Annotated in this window: 25 protein-coding genes; all 25 read left to right on the top strand. The window is 70.8% G+C overall.

What is annotated here, in order from left to right; translation table 11 throughout:
• The first annotated feature begins 63 nt into the window (after positions 1 to 63).
• Positions 64 to 627, top strand: coding sequence for an elongation factor P (gene efp / locus BSP109_RS02195; RefSeq protein WP_087007256.1), 564 nt, complete (start codon positions 64 to 66; stop codon positions 625 to 627).
• On the top strand, positions 624 to 1,022 hold the full coding sequence (gene nusB / locus BSP109_RS02190; RefSeq protein WP_087007258.1) for a transcription antitermination factor NusB: 399 nt from the start codon (positions 624 to 626) through the stop codon (positions 1,020 to 1,022). The genes efp and nusB overlap by 4 nt, the downstream gene beginning before the upstream one ends.
• Positions 1,023 to 1,076: 54 nt before the next feature.
• The gene (gene pyrR, locus BSP109_RS02185) at positions 1,077 to 1,664 is read left to right on the top strand and encodes a bifunctional pyr operon transcriptional regulator/uracil phosphoribosyltransferase PyrR (RefSeq protein ID WP_087007261.1); all 588 of its coding nucleotides are present in this window, start codon (positions 1,077 to 1,079) and stop codon (positions 1,662 to 1,664) included.
• A complete protein-coding gene (locus BSP109_RS02180; protein WP_101599233.1) occupies positions 1,661 to 2,656 on the top strand; it encodes an aspartate carbamoyltransferase catalytic subunit in 996 nt (331 codons plus the stop codon). Before pyrR ends, BSP109_RS02180 begins: the two co-directional genes overlap by 4 nt.
• A 26-nt stretch (positions 2,657 to 2,682) precedes the next feature.
• The gene (locus BSP109_RS02175; RefSeq protein ID WP_374700121.1) at positions 2,683 to 3,966 is read left to right on the top strand and encodes a dihydroorotase; all 1,284 of its coding nucleotides are present in this window, start codon (positions 2,683 to 2,685) and stop codon (positions 3,964 to 3,966) included.
• Positions 3,954 to 4,445, top strand: a complete 492-nt coding sequence (locus BSP109_RS02170; protein ID WP_101599231.1) for a hypothetical protein — start codon at positions 3,954 to 3,956, stop codon at positions 4,443 to 4,445. Before BSP109_RS02175 ends, BSP109_RS02170 begins: the two co-directional genes overlap by 13 nt.
• 1 nt (position 4,446) lies before the next feature.
• On the top strand, positions 4,447 to 5,601 hold the full coding sequence (gene carA, locus BSP109_RS02165; protein WP_101599230.1) for a glutamine-hydrolyzing carbamoyl-phosphate synthase small subunit: 1,155 nt from the start codon (positions 4,447 to 4,449) through the stop codon (positions 5,599 to 5,601).
• 22 nt (positions 5,602 to 5,623) lie between these two features.
• Positions 5,624 to 8,896, top strand: a complete 3,273-nt coding sequence (gene carB / locus BSP109_RS02160; RefSeq protein ID WP_087007271.1) for a carbamoyl-phosphate synthase large subunit — start codon at positions 5,624 to 5,626, stop codon at positions 8,894 to 8,896.
• Positions 8,893 to 9,741: an orotidine-5'-phosphate decarboxylase gene (gene pyrF, locus BSP109_RS02155; RefSeq protein WP_101599229.1), complete on the top strand. Its 849-nt coding sequence runs from the start codon at positions 8,893 to 8,895 to the stop codon at positions 9,739 to 9,741. The genes carB and pyrF overlap by 4 nt, the downstream gene beginning before the upstream one ends.
• Positions 9,742 to 9,798: 57 nt before the next feature.
• Positions 9,799 to 10,113, top strand: a complete 315-nt coding sequence (mihF, locus tag BSP109_RS02150; protein WP_087007275.1) for an integration host factor, actinobacterial type — start codon at positions 9,799 to 9,801, stop codon at positions 10,111 to 10,113.
• Positions 10,110 to 10,670, top strand: a complete 561-nt coding sequence (gene gmk / locus BSP109_RS02145; RefSeq protein WP_087007277.1) for a guanylate kinase — start codon at positions 10,110 to 10,112, stop codon at positions 10,668 to 10,670. Before mihF ends, gmk begins: the two co-directional genes overlap by 4 nt.
• A 66-nt stretch (positions 10,671 to 10,736) precedes the next feature.
• The gene (gene rpoZ, locus BSP109_RS02140; protein ID WP_256970309.1) at positions 10,737 to 11,114 is read left to right on the top strand and encodes a DNA-directed RNA polymerase subunit omega; all 378 of its coding nucleotides are present in this window, start codon (positions 10,737 to 10,739) and stop codon (positions 11,112 to 11,114) included.
• Complete coding sequence (locus BSP109_RS02135; RefSeq protein WP_101599228.1) at positions 11,111 to 12,421, top strand: phosphopantothenate--cysteine ligase family flavoprotein; 1,311 nt, start codon at positions 11,111 to 11,113, stop codon at positions 12,419 to 12,421. Before rpoZ ends, BSP109_RS02135 begins: the two co-directional genes overlap by 4 nt.
• Positions 12,422 to 12,430: 9 nt before the next feature.
• A complete protein-coding gene (gene metK / locus BSP109_RS02130) occupies positions 12,431 to 13,633 on the top strand; it encodes a methionine adenosyltransferase (RefSeq protein ID WP_087007282.1) in 1,203 nt (400 codons plus the stop codon).
• Positions 13,633 to 15,696: a primosomal protein N' gene (locus BSP109_RS02125; protein WP_101599227.1), complete on the top strand. Its 2,064-nt coding sequence runs from the start codon at positions 13,633 to 13,635 to the stop codon at positions 15,694 to 15,696. The genes metK and BSP109_RS02125 overlap by 1 nt, the downstream gene beginning before the upstream one ends.
• Before the next feature lie 27 nt (positions 15,697 to 15,723).
• A complete protein-coding gene (locus BSP109_RS02120) occupies positions 15,724 to 16,671 on the top strand; it encodes a methionyl-tRNA formyltransferase (RefSeq protein WP_087007286.1) in 948 nt (315 codons plus the stop codon).
• On the top strand, positions 16,664 to 18,193 hold the full coding sequence (locus tag BSP109_RS02115) for an RsmB/NOP family class I SAM-dependent RNA methyltransferase (RefSeq protein ID WP_101599226.1): 1,530 nt from the start codon (positions 16,664 to 16,666) through the stop codon (positions 18,191 to 18,193). The genes BSP109_RS02120 and BSP109_RS02115 overlap by 8 nt, the downstream gene beginning before the upstream one ends.
• Positions 18,194 to 18,202: 9 nt before the next feature.
• Complete coding sequence (gene rpe / locus BSP109_RS02110) at positions 18,203 to 18,868, top strand: ribulose-phosphate 3-epimerase (RefSeq protein ID WP_087007290.1); 666 nt, start codon at positions 18,203 to 18,205, stop codon at positions 18,866 to 18,868.
• A 3-nt stretch (positions 18,869 to 18,871) separates the two neighbouring features.
• The gene (locus tag BSP109_RS02105) at positions 18,872 to 19,537 is read left to right on the top strand and encodes a nicotinamide mononucleotide transporter family protein (protein ID WP_087007292.1); all 666 of its coding nucleotides are present in this window, start codon (positions 18,872 to 18,874) and stop codon (positions 19,535 to 19,537) included.
• A gap of 32 nt (positions 19,538 to 19,569) precedes the next feature.
• Positions 19,570 to 19,833: a phosphoribosyl-ATP diphosphatase gene (locus tag BSP109_RS02100; RefSeq protein ID WP_087007424.1), complete on the top strand. Its 264-nt coding sequence runs from the start codon at positions 19,570 to 19,572 to the stop codon at positions 19,831 to 19,833.
• A 57-nt stretch (positions 19,834 to 19,890) separates the two neighbouring features.
• On the top strand, positions 19,891 to 20,739 hold the full coding sequence (hisG, locus tag BSP109_RS02095) for an ATP phosphoribosyltransferase (RefSeq protein WP_087007294.1): 849 nt from the start codon (positions 19,891 to 19,893) through the stop codon (positions 20,737 to 20,739).
• Positions 20,740 to 20,779: 40 nt separating this feature from the next.
• Complete coding sequence (locus BSP109_RS02090; protein ID WP_180959592.1) at positions 20,780 to 21,193, top strand: PH domain-containing protein; 414 nt, start codon at positions 20,780 to 20,782, stop codon at positions 21,191 to 21,193.
• Positions 21,190 to 22,389: a CaiB/BaiF CoA-transferase family protein gene (locus tag BSP109_RS02085; RefSeq protein WP_087007299.1), complete on the top strand. Its 1,200-nt coding sequence runs from the start codon at positions 21,190 to 21,192 to the stop codon at positions 22,387 to 22,389. The genes BSP109_RS02090 and BSP109_RS02085 overlap by 4 nt, the downstream gene beginning before the upstream one ends.
• A gap of 1 nt (position 22,390) precedes the next feature.
• Positions 22,391 to 23,893, top strand: coding sequence for a carboxyl transferase domain-containing protein (locus BSP109_RS02080; protein WP_087007301.1), 1,503 nt, complete (start codon positions 22,391 to 22,393; stop codon positions 23,891 to 23,893).
• Entirely contained in the window at positions 23,890 to 24,663 is a 774-nt protein-coding gene (gene hisF, locus BSP109_RS02075; protein ID WP_087007302.1) for an imidazole glycerol phosphate synthase subunit HisF, read from the top strand. Before BSP109_RS02080 ends, hisF begins: the two co-directional genes overlap by 4 nt.
• Positions 24,664 to 24,665: the final 2 nt, after the last annotated feature.

The following is a 24,665-nucleotide window of genomic DNA, read 5'->3' as shown; positions in this document are numbered from 1 at the left end:
GCCTTGCTACACTCGATCCGCGCACGCGCGCGGCCCACGCTCTCAACGCAAAGGACACGATCTGTGGCTACGACCAACGACCTGAAGAACGGCATGGTTCTCAACCTCGACGGACAGCTCTGGCAGGTCCAGGAGTTCCTCCATGTGAAGCCCGGCAAGGGCCCGGCGTTCGTGCGCACGAAGATCAAGAACGTGATGAGCGGCAAGACCATCGACAAGACGTTCAACGCGGGCACGAAGGTCGAGACCGCGAACGTCGACCGCCGCGACATGCAGTACCTGTACCACGACGGCACCGACTACGTCTTCATGGATTCGTCCGACTACGAGCAGGTCATGCTCTCGCCGCAGCTCGTGGGCGATGCGTCGAACTACATCCTCGAGAACCAGGAGCTCCAGGTCGCCTTCCACGACGGCACCCCGCTGTACGTCGAGCTCCCCGCGGCCGTCGAGATGACCATCACGCACACGGAGCCGGGTCTGCAGGGCGACCGCTCGTCCGGCGGCACCAAGCCCGCCACCGTGGAGACCGGGCTGGAGATCCAGGTCCCGCTGTTCCTCGACGAGGGCGTGAAGGTCCGCGTCGACACCCGCAACGGCGACTACCTGGGCCGCGTCAAGGAGTGAGCGCGCGCACCCGCGCCCGCCGTCGGGCGCTCGAACTGCTCTTCGAATCGGAGGCGCGCAGCATCGAGATCGGTGATCTCGTGCCGCTGCGCTCCAGCGATCCCGATTACCCCATGAAGGCGTACGCCGTGGAGATCGTCGAGGGCGTGGGCTCGCACCGCGACGAGATCGACGAGCTGATCCGCACCTTCGCGCGCGGCTGGACGCTCGAGCGGATGCCCGCGGTCGACCGTGCGATCCTCAGGCTCGCGTCGTGGGAGATCCTGCACAATGCGGACATCGACACACCCGTCGCGATCAGTGAGGCCCAGGCGCTCGCGCGGGACTTCTCCACCGAGGAATCGGCCGGCTACGTGTCCGGCGTCCTGTCCCGCATCGCCGGGCTAGACTCGTAGGGCGTCCACAGCGAATCCTTTAACGCCGTCCGGAGAGACGGGGAAGGAACACACATGAAGCAGCGAACCGTGCTCGATGGACCTGAGATCCATCGCGCGCTCACACGCATCGCGCACGAAGTGCTCGAAGCCAACAAGGGGCCGGAGGGCCTCGTGCTCCTGGGCATCCCGACACGGGGCGTGCCGCTGGCCGCACGCCTCGCAGAGGCGATCGCCCGTATCGAGCCGAGCGCGGACGCGTCCGCTCTCGCCGGGGCACTCGACATCACGATGCACCGCGATGATCTGCGATCGGGCCGCCTCCGGTCCGCAGAGCCCACACGCATCCCCGGCGGCACGATCGACGGACGGACGGTCGTCCTCGTCGACGACGTCCTGTTCTCCGGCCGCTCCGTCCGCGCTGCGCTCGACGCGGTCTCCGCGATCGGACGCCCGGAGGCGGTGCGGCTCGCCGTGCTCGTGGACCGCGGTCACCGGCGGCTGCCGATCCGCGCGGATCATGTCGGGAAGAACATCCCCAGTGCACTCGACGAACGGGTCGGCGTGCTCGTGCAGGAGATCGACGGTGCGGACGCCGTGACGATCACCGGCCCGGATCCGGACGGCGCAGCGGACGGATCCGCACAGGGGGAGTCACGATGAAGCACCTGCTCTCCACCGCCGACCTCTCGCGCACCGAGGCGATCGACCTGCTCGACACCGCTGAGGAGATGAGCCTCGTCTCCACCCAGGAGGTGAAGAAGCTGCCGGTGCTGCGCGGCCTCACGGTGGTCAACCTCTTCTTCGAGGATTCGACCCGGACCCGGATCTCCTTCGAGGCCGCTGCGAAGCGGCTGTCGGCCGACGTCATCACCTTCTCCGCGAAGGGCTCGTCCGTGTCCAAGGGCGAAAGCCTGCAGGACACGGCTCAGACGCTCTCCGCGATGGGCGCGGACGGCGTCGTCATCCGCCACAGCGGCTCCGGCGCCCCGCACAGGCTCGCCACCTCAGGATGGATCGACGCACCCGTCGTGAACGCGGGGGACGGGACGCACGAGCACCCCACGCAGGCGCTCCTGGACGCGTTCACGCTCCGCAGGGTGCTCGCCGGACTGCCGGCATCGGGCCCGGCGGACGGCGCCCGGGGACTGGGACTGGACGGTGCGGTCGTGGGCATCGTCGGAGACATCCTCCACTCGCGCGTCGCACGCTCCAACGTGCACCTGCTCACGACCCTGGGCGCGCGGGTCGTGCTCATCGCGCCTCCGACCCTGCTGCCCATCGGGGCGGACAGCTGGGACTGCGACATCGCCTACGACCTCGACGAGGCCATCGCAGAGCACTCCTTCGACGCGCTCATGATGCTGCGCGTGCAGCAGGAGCGCATGCAGCAGGCGTTCTTCCCCACCGCACGGGAGTACGCGCGCCGCTGGGGACTCACGGACCTCCGCGCCCGCGCGCTCCCGTCGCACTGCGCGATCATGCATCCGGGCCCCATGAACCGCGGGTTCGAGATCGGCGCGGCGGCCGCCGACTCCCCACGGGCGGTCGTGCTGGACCAGGTCGCGAACGGCGTGAGCGTGCGCATGAGCGTGCTCTACCGCCTCCTCACAGGACAGTCGGCCGCCACGGGCGGTCGGGAAGGACAGTCGTGAACTCCACACTCATCCGTGCAGCGCGGATGCCGGACGGCACCCGCGCCGACATCGCGATCGTCGACGGCGTCTTCGCCGACCCCGCCGATGCGGCGTCCCCCTCCACGGTGGTCGACGCCGACGGGCTGCTCGCGCTGCCCGGCCTCGTCGACATGCACACGCACCTGCGGGAGCCCGGGCGGGAGGACGCGGAGACCATCCTCACCGGTTCCCGCGCCGCGGCGGCGGGCGGCTACACCGCCGTGCATGCCATGGCCAACACCTCGCCCGTCGCAGACACGGCCGGGGTCGTCGAGCAGGTCCACCGGCTGGGCCGCGCCGCGGGCTTCACCCAGGTCGTCCCCGTCGGCGCGGTCACCGTCGGACTCGCAGGCTCGACGCTCGCCGAGCTCGGTGCCATGGCGGACTCCGAGGCCCGTGTGCGGATGTTCTCCGATGACGGGCACTGCGTCTGGGATCCCGTCGTCATGCGCCGGGCCCTGGAGTACGTGAAGGCGTTCGACGGGATCATCGCGCAGCACGCGCAGGAGCCGCGGCTCACGGAGGGCGCGCAGATGAACGAGGGGGCCGTCAGCGCGCAGCTCGGACTTCCTGGCTGGCCTGCGGTGGCGGAGGAATCCATCATCGCCCGCGACGTCCTGCTCGCGGAGCACGTGGGCTCGCGCCTGCACGTCTGCCACGTCTCGACCGCCGGCAGCGTCGAACTCATCCGCTGGGCGAAGGCCCGCGGCATCCGGGTCACGGCGGAGGTGACGCCGCACCACCTGCTCCTCACGGATGAGGAGGTGCGCAGCTACGACCCCGTCTTCAAGGTGAATCCTCCGCTGCGCACGGATGAGGACGTCCGCGCACTGCGCGCCGCACTGGCGGACGGCACGATCGACGTGGTCGGCACCGACCACGCACCGCACCCGGCAGAGCACAAGTGCGTGGAATGGACCGCCGCGGCCATGGGGATGGTGGGGATGGAGACCGCGCTGCCCGTCGTCGCCCACGCGATGGCGGACCATGACTTCTCCGCAGCCGACCTCGCCCGCGTCATGAGTGCCCGCCCGGCGCAGATCGCAGGTCTCGCGCACCACGGCTCGCTGGAGATCGGCACCGGAGCCAACCTGGTCCTCGTCGACCCCGACGCGGCGCACACCGTGGATCCGGACGCGCACGCGACGATGGGGCGGAACAACCCGTTCCGGGGGCGGACCCTGGGCACGCGCATCGTGGACACCTTCCTCTTCGGCCGGCGCGTCTACGCGTCCGGGGCCCTCGGCACACCTCTCGAGTTCGCGGAAGCAGGGCCATGGAACGACTGATCCCAGCGGCCGCACTCCTGCTCGTCGTCATCGTCGTCTTCCTCCTCATGCGACGGGGCTGGAAGCAGAGGACCGCCTCGCAGGCGGGCGTGCCCGTGCCCGCGCGTCCGCTCGAGGGGACCCCCGTCATCCACGGACCGGTCGACGGCATGTACGTCGCGACCACCGCGGCCGGGGACCCGTACGATCGCATCGCGGTCCACGGTCTGGGCCTGCGCACCGCCGCAGACGTCGTCGTGACCGATGCGGGCATCGTCATCGACCGTGCCGGGACCGGCGACTTCCTGATCCCCTGGGCCGACGTCACCGGCGTCCGCAGCTCGCAGGGGATGATCGGCAAGTTCGTCGAGCCGGACGGCCTCGTGGTCATCGGCTGGACGCTGGGCGGCATAGCCCTCGAATCCGGCTTCCGCACCCGGGCCGCCGCCACCCGCACGCCACTCATCACTTCCATCCGCCGCCAGATCGAGGAGGACTGACATGTCCCTGCTCTCACGTCCACCCGCGGTCCTCGTCCTCGAGGACGGCCGCACCTTCCGGGGCCGCGCATACGGCGCGTCGGGCCGAACCGTCGGCGAAGCGGTCTTCGCCACCGGCATGACCGGCTACCAGGAGACGCTCACCGACCCGTCCTACTACGGACAGATCGTCGTCCAGACCTCTCCCCACATCGGGAACACCGGAGTCAACGACGAGGACGACGAGTCGAACGGCTACTGGGTGAGCGGATACGTCGTCCGCGAGGCCTCCCGACGCGTGTCGAACTGGCGCGCGACGGAGAGCCTGGAGGACCGGCTGCGCCGCCGCGGCATCGTCGGCATCAGCGGTGTCGACACCCGTGCCCTCACACGCCACCTGCGCGATCGGGGAGCGATGCGCGCAGGTATCTTCTCCGGTGACGAGCTCCAGCTGGACGCAGCGGCGCAGCTGGTCGCGGTGCGTGACACGCCGCCCATGGCCGGATCGCGCCTCGTCGACCGGGTCACGACCGCCCAGGCGTACACCGTGCCGGCAGTGGGGGAGAAGCGGCTGACCGTCGTCGCCTACGACCTCGGCATCAAGTCGGCGACGCCCGAGCTGCTCGCAGCACGGGGCATCGAGGTGCGGGTCGTGCCCGCCTCCACCCCGTTCGAGGACGTCGAGGCGATGGATCCCGACGGCGTGTTCTTCTCCAACGGACCCGGCGACCCCGCAGCCTCCGATCACGAGGTCGACGTCATCCGCCAAGTGCTCGGCGCGGGGATCCCGTTCTTCGGCATCTGCTTCGGCAATCAGCTGCTGGGCCGAGCACTGGGCTTCGGGACGTTCAAGCTCGCCTTCGGCCACCGGGGTGCGAACCAGCCGGTGCTGGACGTCGCCACGGGGAAGGTCGAGATCACGTGCCAGAACCACGGGTTCGCGGTCGACGCTCCCATCGGCGATCCGGTCACCGCGCCGCAGGAGTCCTTCGGCCGCGTCCAGGTCAGTCACATCGCACTCAACGACCGTGTCGTCGAGGGCCTGCAATGCCTCGACATCCCGGCGTTCTCCGTCCAGTTCCACCCCGAATCCGCCGCCGGTCCCCATGATTCGCAGGGTCTGTTCGACCGCTTCGCGGACATGATGACCGGCCGCCGGACCGCTACCCGCGCCTGAGACGCACAAGGAGACCCGAGAAGTGCCCATCAGAGACGACCTCACATCAGTACTCGTCATCGGCTCAGGACCCATCGTCATCGGTCAGGCCTGCGAGTTCGACTACTCCGGGACGCAGGCCTGCCGCGTCCTCCGCGACGAGGGACTCCGCGTCATCCTCGTGAATTCCAACCCCGCGACGATCATGACCGATCCGGAGATCGCCGACGCCACCTACGTCGAGCCGATCGATCCCGACGTCATCGAGTCGATCATCGTGAAGGAGAGGCCCGACGCCCTCCTGCCGACCCTGGGCGGGCAGACCGCGCTCAACGCCGCGATCGCACTCCACGACTCGGGTGTCCTCGAGAAGTACGGCGTCGAGCTCATCGGCGCCGACGTCGAGGCGATCCAGCGCGGTGAGGACCGCCAGAAGTTCAAGGACGTCGTCGAATCCGTCGGCGGCGAGTCCGCGCGCTCGCTGATCTGCACGTCCATGGACGAGGTCATCGCGGGTGCGGAGGTCCTCGGCTATCCGCTCGTGGTCCGCCCGTCCTTCACGATGGGCGGACTGGGATCGGGCCTCGCCCACGACGAGGAGGACCTCCGGCGGATCGCGGGCGACGGACTGCACGACTCCATCACCAACGAGGTGCTGCTCGAGGAGAGCATCCTCGGCTGGAAGGAGTACGAGCTCGAGCTCATGCGCGACCGCAACGACAATGTGGTGGTCATCTGCTCGATCGAGAACGTCGACCCGGTCGGGGTGCACACCGGCGACTCGATCACCGTGGCCCCGTCGCTGACCCTCACGGACCGCGAGTACCAGCGGATGCGGGACATCGGCATCGCCGTCATCCGCGAGGTCGGAGTCGAGACCGGCGGCTGCAACATCCAGTACGCGGTCGACCCCGCCACAGGTCGGATCATCGTCATCGAGATGAATCCGCGCGTCTCCCGGTCGTCCGCCCTGGCCTCCAAGGCGACCGGCTTCCCGATCGCGAAGATCGCCGCGAAGCTCGCCGTGGGGTACACGCTGGACGAGATCCCCAACGACATCACCGAAGTGACTCCGGCCTCGTTCGAACCGGCACTCGACTACGTAGTCGTGAAGATCCCGCGCTTCGCGTTCGAGAAGTTCCCCGCAGCGGATCCCACCCTGACGACGACCATGAAGAGCGTCGGCGAGGTCATGGCACTGGGCCGCACCTTCGGACAGGCGCTGCTCAAGGCCATGCGGTCGCTCGAGCAGTCCGATGCGGAGTTCGACTTCTCGTCCCGCGTCGACCTGTCCGATGCGCAGGTGCGCGACGACCTCACGGCGAAGCTCGCCCACCCCACGGCGGACCGCATCCACTCCGTGCGCCTCGCCCTGGCCTCGGGGATGTCCATCGACGACGTGTTCGCGGCCAGCTGGATCGACCCGTGGTACCTCGACCAGATCCTCCAGCTCCAGGAGGTCGCCGACGAGGTCGCCGGCGCGGACGCGCTCACCCAGGAGCTCCTGGTGCTGGCCAAGGAGACCGGATTCTCCGATCACCAGATCGCCGTGCTGCGCTCCCTGGACGAGACGGTCGTCCGCGGCGTGCGCCACGCCCTGGCCGTGCGCCCGGTCTACAAGACGGTCGATACGTGCGCCGGTGAGTTCGAGGCCCGCACCCCGTACCACTACTCGACGTACGAGGAGGAGTCCGAGGTGCTGCCCCGCGAGCGCGAGGCGGTCATCATCCTGGGCTCCGGACCCAACCGGATCGGCCAGGGGATCGAGTTCGACTACTCGTGCGTCCACGCGACGATGGCCCTGGGCGAGGCCGGCTATGAGACGGTCATGGTCAACTGCAACCCGGAGACCGTCTCGACGGACTACGACACGGCCGACCGCCTGTACTTCGAGCCCCTCACGTTCGAGGACGTCATGGAGGTCTACGCCGCGGAATCCGCCGCGGGCCCCGTTGCAGGAGTGGTGTGCACCCTGGGCGGACAGACGCCGCTGGGACTGGCCGCCGATCTCAAGGCCGCGGGCGTGCCGGTGCTCGGCACGCAGCCCGAGGCCATCGATCTGGCCGAGGACCGCGGAGAGTTCGGACAGGTGCTCGCCGCTGCGGGCCTGCAGGCACCGCAGCACGGCACGGCCACGACGTACGCCGAGGCGGTGGAGATCGCGGACCGCATCGGATACCCCGTGCTGGTGCGCCCCTCCTACGTGCTCGGCGGCCGGGGCATGCAGATCGTCTACGACGCGGAGCAGCTCCTCGGCTACATGGAGACCGCGACGGAGGTGTCGACCGACAGGCCGGTGCTCGTCGACCGCTTCCTCGAGGACGCCATCGAGATCGACGTCGACGCGCTGTACGACGGCCATGAGGTCTTCATCGGCGGCATCATGGAGCACATCGAGGAGGCTGGGATCCACTCCGGCGACTCCGCGTGCGTCCTGCCTCCGCTGACCCTGGGCGAGGCGGTGCTCGAGCGCGTCCGCACGGCGACGGCCGGAATCGCCGAGGGCACCGGTGTGCGCGGCCTGCTGAACATCCAGTTCGCACTCGCGGCGGACGTGCTCTACGTGATCGAGGCGAACCCGCGCGCGTCGCGGACAGTGCCCTTCATCTCGAAGGGGACCGGCACGCAGCTCGCGAAGGCCGCAGCGCTCGTCGCGGTCGGCCGGACGATCGCCGACATGCGCGGAGGCCTGCTGCCGTCCGAGGGCGATGGCTCGCGCCTGCCCCTGGACCACCCCATCGCCGTCAAGGAGGCGGTCCTCCCGTTCCGCCGGTTCCGCACGGTCGACGGACGGTCGATCGATTCGATCCTCGGTCCGGAGATGCGCTCGACGGGAGAGGTCATGGGAGTCGACCGGGACTTCCCGCGCGCGTTCGCCAAGGCGATGCTCGGCGCATCCACCGCGCTGCCCACGTCGGGCACGGTGTTCGTGTCAGTCGCGGATCGGGACAAGCGCGCGCTGATCCTGCCGGTGAAGCTGCTCACGGACATGGGCTTCACGATCGTCGCGACGTCGGGCACCGCTGCGGTCCTGGCACGGTACGGCATCGCGGCGGAGACCGTCCGCAAGCACTTCGAGACCGCGGGCGACGAGAAGTCGGCGCTCGATCGGATCGTGGAGCGCGAGTTCGACCTCGTGGTCAACGTGCCGGGCGGGCGGCAGGAGCGTGCGGACGGCTACGAGATCCGCGCTGCGGCCACCGTGTCGAACACCCCGCTCCTCACGACGGCCGACGAGCTGTCCGCGGCGGTGTCCGCGATCGAATCGCTCCAGTCGGAGACGATGGACGTCCGCTCCCTGCAGGACTGGGCGTGACATCGGCTCCTGAGCGGCTGCGCGCCGCTCTCGCCGCGAGCCCGCTCTGCGTGGGGATCGACCCCCACGCGGGCGAGCTCGCGGCGTGGGGCCTCGAGGACACGGCCGCGGGTGCCCGCGTGTTCGCCGACCGGATCCTCACCGCGGTCGCCGACTCCCCGGCTCGGATCGTGAAGCCGCAGGTCGCCCTCTTCGAGCGGTTCGGCTCTGCGGGCATCGCAGTCCTCGAAGAGATCCTGGCCGCGGCGAGGAGCGCCGGACTGTTCTCCATCGCGGATGCGAAGCGCGGAGACATCGGCTCGACGATGTCCGGGTACGCCGCCGCGTGGGTGCGGCAGGCCTCGCCGCTGCGGGCGGACGCTGTGACCGTCTCGCCCTACCTGGGCTTCGGCTCGCTCACCCCGGTGCTCGACCTGCTCGAGGCCGAGGACGCGATCGCGTTCGTCCTGGCGCTGACGTCGAACCCGTCCGGTCCGGACGTCCAGCACGCCCGCGGCGCGGACGGAGAGTCCGTGGGCGGCGCGATCCTGCGGCACGCGGCGGAGGCATCGGCGACACGCCCGGGGCGCATCGGAGCCGTCGTCGGCGCGACGATCGGCTCTGCCGCGGCAGACCTCGGCATCGACCTCGGCTCCTTCCCGGGACCCATCCTCACCCCCGGGTACGGCGCGCAGGGGGCAGGGACCGCGGACCTGCTCGAGCTGTTCGGCCCGCACGCCCGCGGTCACCGCCTCCTGGTGAACGCGTCACGCGGCGTGAGCTCCGCCGGGCCGTCGCCCGAGGCCCTGACCGGGAGGATCGCAGAACTCACAGGTGAACTCCTGGGCGGCCTCGGCGTAGACTGAGCCGACGAGAGCTTCCAGGTGGGAGCTCACCGGACCCCCGGACGAGGAGACACTGCCGTGGCACTTCCGCAGCTGACCCCGCAGGAGAGGGAAGCCGCCCTCGACAAGGCGTTCGCAGCCAGACAGGCGCGCGCTGAAGTCAAGGCGGCCCTGAAGAACGGTGAGACGACGCTCGCCGCAGTGCTCGAGAGAGCCGCGGCAGACGAATCGCTCCGCAAGATGAAGGTCCACGACCTCCTGCGCTCCCTTCCGGGCGTGGGCGACCGTCGTGCCACAGCACTCATGGAGGAGTTCGGCATCGCAGCCTCACGTCGCATCAAGGGGCTGGGTGTGCACCAGCGCGCCGCTCTGCTGGACCGCTTCGCCGGATGAGCCGCCTCACCGTCCTCGCGGGTCCGACCGCCGTCGGCAAGGGCACAGTGAGTGCGCGCATCCGCGAGGCGTTCCCGGACGTCTGGTTCTCCGTGTCGGCGACGACGCGCGCTCCGCGCCCGGGGGAGGTGGACGGCGTGCACTACCGGTTCCTCAGCGACGAGCAGTTCGACCGGATGATCGCGGACGGAGAGCTGCTCGAGTATGCGGTCGTCCACGGGCGCAACCGCTACGGCACGCCGCGCGGTCCCGTCGACGAGCAGATCGCGGCCGGGGGATCGCCGCTCCTCGAGATCGACCTCCAGGGTGCTCGGCAGGTGCGCGAGGCGATGCCCGATGCGCTGTTCGTGTTCCTCGCTCCGCCCAGCTGGGACGAGCTGGTGCGCCGCCTCGTCGGTCGGGGCACGGAATCGGGTGAGGAGCAGGAGCGCAGGCTCGCGACCGCGAAGAGGGAACTCGCCGCCGAATCGGAGTTCGACGTCACCATCGTCAACCACGATGTGCACGCCGCAGCGGCGGAGCTAGTAGACTTGATGGGAGTCTCCCGACCCGCCTAGGGTCGGCACACCCATTCACCGCACGGCCCGATGGTCGTGCGCGCATCCGAACCAGAGGGAGAATCTGTGGCACACACACCCGAGGGAATCACGTTCCCGCCGATCGACGACCTGCTCGCCGTGACGGATTCGAAGTATGAGCTCGTCGTCCAGAGCTCGCGCCGTGCCCGCCAGATCAATTCGTACTACGCACAGCTGCAGGAGGGCCTGCTCGAGAACGTGGGGCCGCTCGTCACGCCTGAGGCGAACGAGAAGTCGCTGTCGATCGCGCTGCGCGAGATCCACGAGGGCAAGCTCATCATGCGTGAGCCCACGGAGGCCGACTTCGCTCCGGTGACGGACATCGAGTACCCGCACAACTTCGCCTACGACGAGGCATTCGGCGCAGACGCGTTCACCTCGCCGATCTCCGAGGAGCCCGCACCGGAGGCCGGCACCGAATGAGGATCGTCCTCGGTGTGACCGGGGGCATCGCGGCCTACAAGGCCGCACACGTGCTCCGGGGCCTGCGCGAGCGCGGCCACGCCGTGCGCGTCGTGCCGACGGAGGCCGCGCTGAGATTCGTGGGCGCTCCCACCTGGGAGGCGCTCAGCGGCGAACCCGTCTCCACGACCGTGTTCGAGGGCGTGGAGAACGTGGAGCACGTGCGCATCGGGCACGAGGCGGACCTGGTCGTCGTAGCACCGGCGACTGCGGACCTGCTGGCCCGCGCCCGTGCCGGCATGGCCGACGACCTCCTCACCGCCACCCTCCTCACAGCCACGTGCCCCGTGGTCGTCGCGCCCGCGATGCACACCGAGATGTGGTTCAACGCCGCGACGGTCGACAACGTCGCGACGCTGCGCGCCCGCGGCTGGACCGTCATCGAGCCGGCGTCCGGCCGCCTCACGGGTGCGGACACGGGCCCCGGTCGCCTGCCGGAGCCCGACGACATCATCCAGGCGGCGCTCGCGGCGACCGGTCGTTCGGCAGCACCCGACTCAGCCGACGCCTCCACGGTCACTCCAGTTGCTCCCGCCGATGACTCCCGGGCAGACGAGTCCCGGGCAGACGGCGCACTGTCCGGCGCCTCGGTCATCGTGAGCGCAGGCGGAACGCGCGAACCCCTGGACCCCGTGCGCTTCCTGGGCAACCGCTCCTCCGGGAAGCAGGGGGCGGCTCTGGCGGCCGCAGCCGCGACTGCGGGCGCCCGCGTCACCCTCATCGCCGCGAACGTCGACTCCGATGTGCTCGCCTCGCTCCCCGCCGGCGTCGACATCGAGCATGTGAGCACCACGGCCGAACTCGAGGCGGCGTGCACGGCCCACGCGTCGAGTGCCGATGTGATCGTCATGGCCGCGGCCGTGTCCGACTACCGGCCCGCCGCCGCAGCCCAGCACAAGATGAAGAAGACCGGCGACGACCTCACGATCGCGCTGGTCGAGAATCCCGACATCCTCCGCGGGCTCGTCGAGCTCCGCGATGCGGGACGCACACGCACGGGCCAGCTGCTCGTCGGCTTCGCGGCGGAGACCGGTTCGCATGACACCTCCGCGGAGTCGCTCGCCCAGGCGAAGCTGCTCCGGAAGGGCTGCGACCTCCTTGTCTTCAACGACGTCTCGGGCGACCGCGCGTTCGGCCACGACGACAACGCCGTGGTCGTCTACCGCGCAGGTGCCGACGGTGCGGAGGAAGTGGCACGCAGCGAGGGCTCCAAGGCCCACGTGTCGAACGATGTCATCGCCGCAGTCGCGGCCGAACGCAGTCGATAGGATCAACAGGTGACTTCTCCTCAACTCCGCCACTTCACGTCCGAATCCGTCACCGAGGGCCATCCCGACAAGATCTGCGACCAGATCAGCGATGCGGTCCTCGACGAGCTCCTCCGGCAGGACCCGACCTCGAAGGTCGCCGTGGAGACGCTCGTGACGACGGGACTCGTCCACGTCGCGGGGGAGGTGACCTCATCCGCGTACGCGGATGTGGCGAACATCGTGCGGGACACGATCACCGGCATCGGCTACGACTCCTCCGACAAGGGCTTCGACGGCCACAGCTGCGGGGTCTCCGTGTCGATCGGCGCGCAGTCGTCGGACATCAGCGCAGGGATCACCACCTCGTTCGAGCGCCGGTCGGGTGCGTCCGACGACACCGACCACGGCACGTCCCTGGGCGCCGGCGACCAGGGCCTCATGTTCGGATACGCGGATGACTCCACCGACGTGCTGATGCCGCTGCCCATCCACCTCGCGCACCGCCTCTCGGAGCAGCTCGCCCAGGTCCGCAAGCAGGGTGTGCTGCCCCATCTGCGCCCCGACGGCAAGACACAGGTCACGATCGGCTACGACGGCGAATCGGCGGTGTCCCTGGAAGCCGTGGTGGTCTCCACCCAGCACTCGCGCGACTACACGCACGCCCAGCTGAGTGCGGACATGCACGAAGCGGTTATCGAGCCCGTGCTCGCCGACTTCTCGCTCGACAGCTCCGGGACGGAGTACTTCATCAACCCGGCCGGCGACTTCGTGATCGGCGGCCCGATGGGGGACGCGGGGCTCACGGGACGCAAGATCATCGTCGACACGTACGGCGGGTTCGCCCGTCACGGCGGCGGCGCGTTCTCCGGCAAGGACCCGTCGAAGGTCGACCGCTCCGCTGCGTACGCGATGCGCTGGGTGGCGAAGAACGTCGTCGCCGCAGGCCTCGCGAAGCGCGCAGAGGTCCAGGTCGCCTACGCGATCGGCCGCAGCGAACCGGTGGGCCTCTACGTGGAGACCTTCGGCACGGAGCAGGCGGATCCGGTGAAGATCGCGTCCGCGATCCGCGAGGTGTTCCCGCTGCGCCCCGCAGAGATCATCCGTGAACTGGATCTCATCCGTCCCATCTACTCGCAGACTGCGACGTACGGGCACTTCGGCCGCACGGGCGACGCGTTCACGTGGGAGCGCACCGACAAGGCGGAGGCCCTCGCGGCGCTCGTCGGCTGATGGACTCCCAGCCGTCGCTCCTGGGCGACGGAGAGCTCGCGGCGAGCGGCACGGGCATCAGGCTGCGAGGCGGTCTGACTCCCGCTGCGGCGCAGCCCGTCGCCCGCGTCATGCTCGAGACCGCGGTCCCGCACCTCGCACGCACCTTCGACTACGGCGTGACCCAGACGCAGGACGCCGAGGCGGTCCCCGGTGTCCGTGTCCGCGTGCGGTTCTCGGGCCGTCTCGTCTCCGGATTCCTCCTGTCCCGTGCGGAGGACACGGACGTGGCGGGGGAGATCGCACCGCTCGAGCGCGTGGTCTCACCGCTGCCGGTCGCCGACGAGCGGCTCATGCCGCTGGTCCGCGAGGTGGCCGACCGCTGGGCGGGAACCGTCCCGGACGTCCTGCGGCTCGCGGTGCCGCCCCGCCATGCTGCGGGCGAGCGCTCGGCCCTCACAGCAGTGACCCGGCATCATGCGGAGGCTCCTCCCGTGCCGGGACCCGACGAGTTTCCCGCACCGTCCGGTGCGCCCGCGTCGTATGAGGCCTTCCTCGCGGCGCTCACGGAGTGGCTGAGCCCGGCAGACGACGGCGAGGACGGCCCTCGCGCCGCGTACGCACTGACGCCCGGGGGAGAACCGGGCACCGGGTGGATCAGCGCGGGCCTGCGGGCGGCGGCGATCACGATCGCGGCCGGCCGGTCGGTCCTCTGGCTGGTGCCGGACCACCGCGAGCTCAGCGCGCTCACCGCGCGGCTCGGCCCGCTGGCCCCGCACACCGTGCGGCTGTCGGCGGATCAGGGTCCGCAGGCTCGCTGGTCCGCGTGGGTCCGCGCCCACGGCGGTGCGGCCCGGTTGGTGATCGGCACGCGGGCCGCCGCGTTCGCACCGCTTGACGACCTGGGGCTCGTGCTCCTCATGGACGACGGCAGCGACCACTTCGCCGAGCAGCGGGCGCCCTACCCCCATGCCCGCGAGGTCTGCCTCGTCCGAGTCCGGCAGACGGGCGCGGCCCTTCTCCTGCTCGACCACGCGCGCACCGTGGAAGTGCAGCGGCTGGTCGAGACCGGCTGGGTCGGATCGATCGACATGGCCCGCGAGGACCGCAGGGCCACGGCCCCGCTCGTCCTGCTGCCCCACGCGAACGGCGCCTACGAGCGCATGCCCCCGGAGGCGTTCGAGGTGCTGCGCGGCGCACTCGGCCGCAGCCGGCGCGAGACCGCGCACGGTCCCGTGCTGGTCCAGGTGCCGCGCGCCGGATACCTCCCCGTCGTCGCATGCGCACGGTGCGGTGACCTCCTGGACTGCCCGCGCTGCGGTCGGAGGCTGTCCGCGGCGGGGGCCGCAGGACCCTTCGCGTGCGCGGGCTGCGGACTGCGTGAGGAGCGGTGCCCGTGCCAGCGGTGCGGTGCGACCCGTGTCCGCGCGGTCGTCCGCGGTCTCGAGCGCACCGTCGAGGAACTGCAGCGCGCATTCGCCGAGGTGCCTGTCATCCGCTCCGGCGGCGAGGACATCGTGGGGTCGGTCGGCCCGGAGCAGGCCATCGTCGTCGCGACGACGGGGGCGGAGCCCTATGCGGAGGGAGGCTACGCGGCGGCCGTGCTGCTCGATTCGCTCTGGCCGGGACCCGGCCTCGACGGAGTGGGGAAGGCGATCGCCCGCCGGCTGAGGGCCCTCGCACTGGTCCGCGCATCCGCTGACGGCGGCCGCGCTCTGGTGCTCGATGACACGGACGTCGTCGTCCGGGTGCTCCAGACCTTCGACCCGGTCCGCTTCGCGCACGGCGAGCTCACGGACCGGCGGGCCACGCGACTGCCGCCCGTCGTGCGCACTCTGCGTCTCAGCGGTGCGCGCCGCGACGTCCTGGACGTGCTCGGCCGCCTGACCGCCGAGCTCGGAGAGGGCTTCCTCACGCCGCTCTTCGGTAACGACGGCGAGGACGACGTGCACACGCGGCTCCTGGCCTTCGAACTGACCGACTCGACCGCGGTCTCCGCAGCGCTGCGGGCGATCGCCGCGCACCGGTCCGCGTCGGGAGCGGCAGTGGTCAGGCACGTGTTGGACCCGCTCAGCGCGCTCTGAGGCCGCCGCGGCCCTAGACTGTCGGGCGTGAGAATCGTCTTCGCCGGCACCCCGCCCGCCGCAGTCCCGTCCTTGGAGGCCCTGCACGCCGATCACGACATCGTGAGCGTGCTGACACGGCCGGACGCCCCCGTCGGGCGCAAACGCGTCCTGACGCCCAGCCCCGTCAAGCGCCGCGCCCTGGAGCTGGGACTGCCGGTCCTGGAGGCGGCCCGCCTGCGCGGAGACGTGCTGGGACAGCTCGAAGCGCTCGACGCGGACGCGGTCGCAGTCGTCGCGTTCGGTGCGATCGCGGGCCCCCGCGCCCTGGCGACGTCGCGGCTGGGATGGTTCAACCTGCACTTCTCGCTGCTGCCCGAGTACCGCGGTGCGGCCCCCGTGCAGCGCGCGCTCATGGACGGGCGAACGCACTCCGGGCTCACCGTCTTCCGGATCGATGAGGGGATGGACACCGGGCCCGTGCTGCTGCAGCGCACGCTCGACCTGCCTGCCGCCGATGCCGGCGCGGTGCTCGCCTCCTACGCTCGCGAGGGCGCCGGGCTGCTCGCCGAGGCGTTCTCGCTGCTGGCCTCGGGTGACTGCGCACTGACCGACCAGGTCGGCGAGCCGAGCCACGCGGCGAAGATCGACCCGGAGGAGGCGCGCCTCGACCTCACCCGCCCCGCCGCCGAGGTCCTGGCCCGGTTCCGGGGCGTGTCTCCGTCCCCGGGCGCCTGGGCGACCATCGGGGGCCAGCGGACGAAGCTCGCGGGGCTGTCCGAGGCCGGGCCCGACGACGCAGTGCCCGGGCCGGGTCGTATCGCGGCGGTCCACGACGGGGTGGTCCTGGGAACGGGGGACGGCGCCGTGCGGGTCGCCGGCATCCAGCCCTTCGGCAAGCCGATGATGGACGCCGCGGACTTCCTGCGCGGCCGGCCGGACGCGGCGTTCGACATCCTCGACGACGATGAGCAGAGCGGAGAGAACGATGAGTGAGCGCAGGGGCGGGAGGCAGGGCGGGCCCGACCGACACGGCAGCAGCGACCGGCAGGGCAGGAGCCCGCGGCAGGGCAGGAATCCGCAGCAGCGGGGATCCGGGGGAGGGCCTCGGGCGCGGGATGCCGTGCGGCAGTCCGCCCGGGACGTGGCCCTGAGCGTGCTGACGGAGGTCGATGAGGCGGACGCGTACGCGAACCTCCTGCTGCCCGCGCGCCTGCGGGACGCGGGGCTGGACGCGCGGGATGCGTCGCTGGCGACCGAACTGACCTACGGGACCCTGCGCGGCCTCGGCCTCTACGACGCGGTCGCGGAAGCGGCTGCGGACCGGCATCCGGCGGATCTGGACCCGCGCACCGCCTCGGCCGTGCGCATGGGCGTCCACCAGCTGCTGAACATGCGGGTGGCCGACCACGCGGCGGTCTCCGAGACCGTGGAGGCCCTGCGCAGGGCGGGCGGCGGACGCTCCAGCGGTCTGGTCAACGCCGTGCTGCGGAGGGTCTCCGCGCACGACGCGGACACCTGGATCGAGGAGCTCACCGCAGGCCGCGGAGCGGACGAGGCGCTCGCGCTGCGGACCTCGCACCCCGCGTGGATCGTGCGCGCCCTGCGGATGGCGCTGCGCGGCCACGGACGCGGGGGAGACGGGCTGGAGGCGGCACTGCGGGACGTGCTCGATGCGGACAACGCTCCGGCGAAGGTCAGCCTCGCCGCGCTGCCCGGGCTCGCGGACCGGGACGACCTCGCCGCTGCCGAGGACGCGCAGCTGACGCCAGCGGACCTCTCGCCGATCGGACTGGTGCTCGAGACCGGCGACCCGCGGGACGTCCCCGGCGTCGCGGACGCGCACGTGCGGGTCCAGGACCAGGGCTCGCAGCTCGTCGCGCTCGCGCTCACAGCGGCGGACACCGCTGCGAATCCGAGCTGGCTCGACCTCTGCGCGGGACCGGGCGGCAAGACCGCGGTGCTGGGTGCCGTCGCGGCAGGACGGAACGGCCGCGTGCATGCGGTCGATTCCTCCGAGCATCGGACGCGGCTCGTACGCGAGTCCACCGCCGGCAGCCCCGGCACCGTGGAGGCGGTCCACGCGGACGGCAGGACGGTCGGCCGCGACCAGGCGGGGATGTTCTCCGGCGTGCTGGTCGACGTGCCCTGCACGGGCCTCGGCGCCCTGCGCCGTCGCCCGGAGGCCCGGTGGCGCAGACGACCCGACGACGTGGCCGCCCTGGCACCCCTCCAGACGGAGCTGCTTCACTCCGCCATCGCGGCGGCGCGGCCGGGCGGGATCATCGCGTACTCGACCTGCTCACCGCACTGGGCGGAGACCGCCGGCATCGTCGACGACGTGCTCCCAGGCGGCGAGGTGGAGCTGCTCGATGCACCGGCGGTGCTGGCGGAGCTCACCGGTCGCCCTGCGGAGACCTTCGCATCGGCGGCGCGCGGCGACGGGCGCTTCGCCCAGCTGTGGCCCGATGTCCACGGCACGGATGCCATGTTCCTGGCCCTGCTGGTGCGGCGCTAAGGTGGGCGCGTGGGCATACACATCAATCCGAGCATCCTCTCCGCCGACTTCGCCGACCTGGCCGGTGAACTGAGCCGCATCAGCAGTGCGGACATGGCGCACGTCGACGTCATGGACAACCACTTCGTGCCGAACCTCACGTTCGGCCCCCCGGTCGTCGAGCGCATCCGGGCCGTGTCGCCGATACCGATCGACGCGCACCTCATGATCGAGGACCCGGACACCTGGGCCCCCGTGTACGCGGAGATCGGGTGCGAGTCCGTGACCTTCCACGCCGAGGCCGCCGCCGCACCCGTGCGACTGGCCCGCGAACTGCGCCGGCTGGGCGCGCGCGCCAGCATCGCCGTGCGGCCCGGGACCCCGATCGAGCCGCTCATCGACCTCCTCCCCGAATTCGACCAGGTGCTCGTCATGACCGTCGAGCCCGGATTCGGCGGTCAGAAGTTCCTCGACGTCTGCCTGCCGAAGATCCGCCGGATGCGGAAGGCGATCAGCGCAGCCGGGCTGGACATCAAGCTGCAGGTCGACGGCGGCGTGTCCGCCTCGACGGTCGAGCGGGTCGTCGAGGCGGGGGCGAACGTGCTCGTCGCAGGCTCCGCCGTCTACGGCGCGGACGACGCGGACGCGGCGATTCGCTCACTGCGGACCGCGGCCGAAGCGGCCCGGCGGGACTGACGCGTGGGCTTCCTCGACCTCCTCAACACGCCGGTCTTCACGCTCGCGGGCGTCCCGGTCCCGTGGTCGGACCTCATCGGCAACATCTGCGCGATCGCGACGGTGTTCCTCGCGCTGCGCCGGTCGATCCTGTCCTGGCCCGTCCAGATCGTCGGGTCGATCCTCCTGCTGAGCGCGAGCATCGGCGCGGGCCTGGGCGGCAACGCGTCCCGCCAGGTCGTCATCATCGCCGCTGCGATCTGGGGCTGGACCCGCTGGCGGCAGGCGAAGCAGGAGTCCGGCGAGATCAAGGTCCGCTGGGGCACGTGGAAGGAGCGCATCGCGCTGCTCGGATTCCTCGCCGTCGGCACGGCCGTCTTCGGGACGGTGCTCGCGTGGGGCGGCTGGTCGTGGAACCCGTACCCCGACGCCTACATCTTCGTGGGATCGCTTGCGGCGATGGCCGCACAGGGCCGCGCGATCGTGGAGTTCTGGTTCGTGTGGCTGCTCGTCGACCTGGTCGGCATCCCGCTCGCGATCATGGGCGGACTGGTCTTCTCCGGGGCCGTCTATTTCGTCTTCCTCATCATGGTCGTCGTGGGCATCATCGACTGGAGCAGGCGCTCGCGGCAGCGGATCGCCTCACCCACCGACTTCTCGCCCGACGTCTCACGTCCGGACCCCGTATGACCGCGGGAACGGGACTGGACTACCCTGAACCTGTGAAGGACTTCGAGACCCTGTTCGCGGAACTGACCCAGAAGGCACAGACACGTCCGGCCGGTTCGTCCACCGTGGCGGAACTGGACGCGGGCATCCATCAGATCGGGAAGAAGATCGTGGAGGAGGCGGCCGAGGTGTGGATGGCCGCCGAATACCAGAGCGATGACGAACTCGCAGAGGAGATCTCGCAGGCGATCTACCACCTGCAGGTCATGATGATCGCCCGTGGACTCGCGCCGAGCGACGTCTACCGACATCTCTGAGCGGTCGCTACGCACCCACCCATCGCCGGTCATCCCACTCCCAGGAGCCCCATACCCATGCTTCGCATCGCGGTGCCCAACAAGGGCACGCTCTCCGAATCCGCCACCACCATGCTGCGCGAGGCGGGCTACCAGCTGCGCACGAACTCGAAGACGCTGGTCAGCCGCGACGACACGAACGGCATCGAGTTCTTCTACCTGCGTCCCCGCGACATCGCCGTGTACATCGGTGAGGGGATCCTGGACCTCGGTGTGACGGGGCGCGACCTCCTCCTCGAGTCGGAGGCCGGGGCGCTCGAGATCCTGCCGCTGGGATTCGGCCGCTCGCGGTTCCACTACGCGAGTACTGCCGGGACGTTCACGGATGTCGCGGACCTCGCCGGTCGCCGCATCGCCACGAGCTACCCCGTCCTCGTGGGGAAGGACCTCGAGGCACGCGGGATCGACGCACGGACCGTCAGCCTGGACGGCGCCGTCGAGGTGTCGATCGAGCTGGGCGTGGCTGACGCCATCGCAGACGTCGTCGAGACGGGCACCACGCTGCGCCAGGCCGGCCTCGAGACGTTCGGGGAGCCCCTCATGCGCTCCGAGGGGGTCCTCGTCGCACCGCAGGACCGCCCGCACCTGTCGGAGGCCGCCGCGGTCGTCGTCCGCCGGCTGGAGAGCGTCATGGTGGCCCGCAGCTACGTGATGCTGGACTACGACGTGCCCGTGGAGAAGCTCTCGGACGCTGTGGCGGTGACCCCGGGCTTCGAGAGCCCGACCGTCTCACCCATGCGGGACCCCGAATGGGTCGCCGTGCGGGCGATGGTGTCCGCGGACTCCCAGCACACGGTGATGGACCAGCTGTACACGGCCGGAGCCCGCGCGATCCTGGTGACGAATATTGCAGCCTGCCGCGTCTGACCCCGACGAGGTCGTCTTCCGCCCGCGGATGCTCCGCGCGGTGGGCCTGATCCTCGCTCCTGCGATCGTCGCGTCCTTCACCGCGCTGTCGATCGCACTCACCGTCATGGAGTGGCCGGGCTGGCAGCCGGAGATCGACACCATCTGGATGGTGGGCCTCGGCGTCGTGTTCGGCCTCGTGCTGCTGCGCTTCGCCTCGATCTGCGCGAAGGCGGGCCCCGACGGACTCTTCGTCCGCAACATCGTCGCCTCGCAGCGCTACGAGTGGAGCCAGATCATCAGCGTCTCGTACTCCGAGGCCCTGGGCGACTCGTGGGCCACTCTCAGCCTCTCCGACGGCACCACGTCCGCGGTCATGGCGATCCAGGCGGCGGACGGGCCGCGCGCCCAGGAGGCGACAGACCGATTGCGTATCCTCGTAGACGAGCACACCCCACCCGGAGGCACCACGTGAACATCCCCCACACCCCCCGCAGCGCAGGCCCACTCGCGGGAAGCGTCGTCGTCGACCTGTCCCGCGCGCTGGCAGGCCCCCACGCCGGGCAGATGCTCGGCGACCTGGGCGCGCGCGTCATCAAGGTCGAGAACCCCGGATCCGGTGACGACTCCCGCAGCTGGGGTCCTCCCTTCGCAGGGCCCGACGACGACCCGCAGTCCACCTACTACCTCTCGTGCAACCGGAACAAGGAGTCGATCGCGCTCGACCTCAAGAGCGACGACGGTGCTCAGACCCTGCGCAGCCTCATCTCCCGCGCGGACGTGCTCATCGAGAACTTCCGCTCCGGCGTGCTCGACCGCCTGGGCTTCTCCACCGCCGCGATGACGGAGCTCAACCCCCGCCTCGTGGTCCTGTCGATCACCGGGTTCGGCCATGACGGACCCGAGGCGACCCGGGCGGGCTACGACCAGATCGCCCAGGGCGAGGGCGGCCTCATGTCGCTCACGGGATCCGGGCCGGACGACATGCAGAGGGTCGGCGTGCCGATCGCGGACCTGCTCGCAGGCATCCACGGCGCCTACGGCGTGCTCGCAGCACTGCTGGAGCGCGAGCGCACGGGCCGCGGGAAGGTCGTCCGCACCTCGCTCATCGCGGGGATGGTCGGCGTCCACGCGTTCCAGGGCACCCGCGCCACCATCGGCGGCATGGAGCCGCTGCCCGGCGGCAACCACCACGCCACACTCGCACCGTACGGACTCTTCGAGTGCCGGGACGGGGCAGTGCAGATCTCCGTGGGCAACGAGAAGATGTGGCTTCGCTTCTGCGAGGAGTTCGGCATCGACTCCGCGGATCCCCGCTTCGCGACCAACGGCGACCGCTTCGCGAACCGTGACGCGCTCATCGCCGCCATCGAGGACGCGTTCTCCGCGTACACGCCGGAACCGCTGCTGCAGAAGCTCTCCGACGCCGGCATCCCCGCAGGCGTCGTGCGGACGCTCCCGGAGGTCTACGCATGGGAGCAGGCGCTGTCGCAGGGCCTCAAGATCTCTGCGGCCCACCCGACGATCGGTGACATCGACCTGCCGGGACCGCCACTGCGGTTCTTCGACGCGGATGCGTCCGGCGAGACGGAGACGACGGTGACCGAGCACCTGGCTCCGCCGCGCCTCTCCGAGCAGGAGGCGACCATCCGCGAGTGGCTGGAGGGCTGAGATGGCGAAGCGACTGAGTGCACGCGAGCTCATCGAACGGGTCGTCGACGCCGGCAGCTTCTCATCCTGGGACACGACGCCCCTGGTCCCGGCCGGCGGCATCGGCGAATCCTATGAGGCGGAGCTCGCGGCCGCCCGGGAGAAGTCCGGGGTCGACGAGGCCGTCATCACCGGCGAGGGCCTCATCCACGGACGCCGCGTCGCGATCGTCGCGTGCGAGTTCCGGTTCCTCGCCGGGTCGATCGGCGTCGCGGCCGCCCACCGACTGGTCGAGGCGCTCGAGCGCGCGACGCTCGAGGGCCTTCCGGTGCTCGCCGGACCCTCGTCGGGGGGCACCCGGATGCAGGAGGGGACCGTCGCGTTCCTCTCCATGGTGAAGATCACCGCAGCCGTCGTCGCGCACAAGGCGGCCGGGCTGCCCTTCCTCGTCTACCTCCGCCACCCCACGACCGGCGGCGTCTTCGCCTCGTGGGGCTCGCTGGGGCACGTGACGGTGGCCGAACCGGATTCCCTCATCGGGTTCCTGGGGCCGCGGGTCTTCGAGCAGATCTACGACCGCGAATTCCCCGCCGGGGTGCAGTCGGGGGAGAACCTCCAGCGCCACGGCATCATCGACGCGGTGCTGGGGCCGGACCGCATCCACGACACGGTGGCACGGGTCCTCGACGTCCTCATGGGCGCCCGCGAGATCCCGGAGCGCGTCCCGGACCCCGATTCGCGCCCCTCGGACGTCGACGAGCGCTCGGCCTGGGACGTCATCACGGCCTCCCGCAGGCCGGAGCGCCCGGGTGTCCGGGACCTGCTGCGCCACGGCGCGACCCACGTGCTCCCCCTGCGCGGCACGGGTCAGGGGGAGAAGGACCCCGGTCTGCTGCTCGCGATCGCGAAGTTCGGCACCGCGCCCTGCATCGTGCTCGGACAGGACCGCTACCGCCAGGACTCCCGCGAGCCCATGGGTCCCGCAGCGCTCCGTGAGGCGCGCCGCGGGATGCGGCTGTCGGAGGAGCTCGGACTGCCGCTGGTCACGATCATCGACACACCGGGCGCCGCGCTGTCCAAGGAGGCGGAGGAAGGCGGGCTCGCGGGAGAGATCGCCCGCAGCCTCGCAGACCTGATCGCACTGAAGTCTCCCAGCGTCTCCGTCATCATGGGCGAGGGCTCCGGCGGAGGCGCGCTCGCGCTGATCCCCGCCGATCGGGTCCTGTCGGCCCAGAACGGGTGGCTCTCCCCGCTGCCGCCCGAAGGCGCGTCCGCGATCGTGCACCGCGACACGGACCACGCCCCGGAGATGGCGCAGGCGCAGCGCGTCCAGTCGGCACAGCTGATGGCCGGAGGAATCGTCGACCGCGTCATCGCGGAGCCCGTCGATGCGTCGGACGACCCGTCGAGCTTCATCGCAGAGCTGTCGGCGACTCTGGAGCACGAGATCATCGAGCTCATGCGCACTCCCGCATACCTGCGGGAGGGAGCGCGCGTGGCTCGCTACAGGAAGTTGGGTCTGTGAGCACAGCCGTCCGCGTCATCCCGTGCCTCGACGTCGACGCCGGGCGCGTCGTCAAGGGCGTGAACTTCGCCGATCTGCGCGATGCGGGCGATCCCGTCGAACTCGCCCACCGCTACGACGCGCAGGGCGCCGATGAGCTCACGTTCCTCGACGTCACCGCGACGACGGGGGACCGCTCGACGACCCACGACATGGTCACCCGTTGCGCTGAGCAGCTCTTCATCCCACTCACCGTGGGCGGTGGTGTGCGGTCCGTCGAGGACGTCGACCGACTTCTGCGCAGCGGTGCGGACAAAGTGGGGGTCAACAGCGCCGCCGTCGCGCGCCCGGACCTGATCGGCGAGATCGCCAAGCGGTTCGGCAGCCAGGTCCTCGTCCTGTCCGTGGACGCCCGGCGCGTGCCCGAGGGCCAGGCCCCGACCGCCTCGGGCTATGAGGTCACCACCCACGGCGGTCGACGCGGCACAGGTGTCTGCGCGGTCGCCTGGGCCGCGCGGGCCGCGGAGTCCGGTGCCGGCGAGATCCTTCTCAACAGCATCGACGCGGACGGGACGAAGGCGGGCTTCGACCTGCCCATGCTGCGCGATGTGCGGGCGGCCGTGAGCGTCCCGCTCATCGCCTCCGGCGGTGCCGGCGCCCCCGAGCACTTCCCGCCCGCCGTGGACGCCGGAGCGGACGCCGTGCTCGCCGCGAGCATCCTGCACTTCGGTGACACGACGATCGGAGCGATCAAGGAGGAGCTGGCCCGTGCCGGACACGAAGTGCGCTGAGA

Source organism: Brevibacterium sp. Mu109, assembly GCF_900169375.1.
Classification (GTDB): Bacteria; Actinomycetota; Actinomycetes; order Actinomycetales; family Brevibacteriaceae; genus Brevibacterium; species Brevibacterium yomogidense_A.
Note: the sequence above shows the minus strand (reverse complement) of the source record. Positions and strands in the feature narration are given on the sequence as shown.

What these genes read in the sequence shown, in the direction of transcription:
- pyrR (WP_087007261.1), top strand. Translation starts at nt 1,077, where the DNA reads ATGAAGCAGCGAACCGTGCTCGATGGACCTGAGATCCATCGCGCGCTC.
- BSP109_RS02180 (WP_101599233.1), top strand. Translation starts at nt 1,661, where the DNA reads ATGAAGCACCTGCTCTCCACCGCCGACCTCTCGCGCACCGAGGCGATC.
- BSP109_RS02175 (WP_374700121.1), top strand. Translation starts at nt 2,683, where the DNA reads ATGCCGGACGGCACCCGCGCCGACATCGCGATCGTCGACGGCGTCTTC.
- BSP109_RS02170 (WP_101599231.1), top strand. Translation starts at nt 3,954, where the DNA reads ATGGAACGACTGATCCCAGCGGCCGCACTCCTGCTCGTCGTCATCGTC.
- carA (WP_101599230.1), top strand. Translation starts at nt 4,447, where the DNA reads ATGTCCCTGCTCTCACGTCCACCCGCGGTCCTCGTCCTCGAGGACGGC.
- gmk (WP_087007277.1), top strand. Translation starts at nt 10,110, where the DNA reads ATGAGCCGCCTCACCGTCCTCGCGGGTCCGACCGCCGTCGGCAAGGGC.
- BSP109_RS02135 (WP_101599228.1), top strand. Translation starts at nt 11,111, where the DNA reads ATGAGGATCGTCCTCGGTGTGACCGGGGGCATCGCGGCCTACAAGGCC.
- BSP109_RS02125 (WP_101599227.1), top strand. Translation starts at nt 13,633, where the DNA reads ATGGACTCCCAGCCGTCGCTCCTGGGCGACGGAGAGCTCGCGGCGAGC.
- BSP109_RS02115 (WP_101599226.1), top strand. Translation starts at nt 16,664, where the DNA reads ATGAGTGAGCGCAGGGGCGGGAGGCAGGGCGGGCCCGACCGACACGGC.
- hisG (WP_087007294.1), top strand. Translation starts at nt 19,891, where the DNA reads ATGCTTCGCATCGCGGTGCCCAACAAGGGCACGCTCTCCGAATCCGCC.
- BSP109_RS02080 (WP_087007301.1), top strand. Translation starts at nt 22,391, where the DNA reads ATGGCGAAGCGACTGAGTGCACGCGAGCTCATCGAACGGGTCGTCGAC.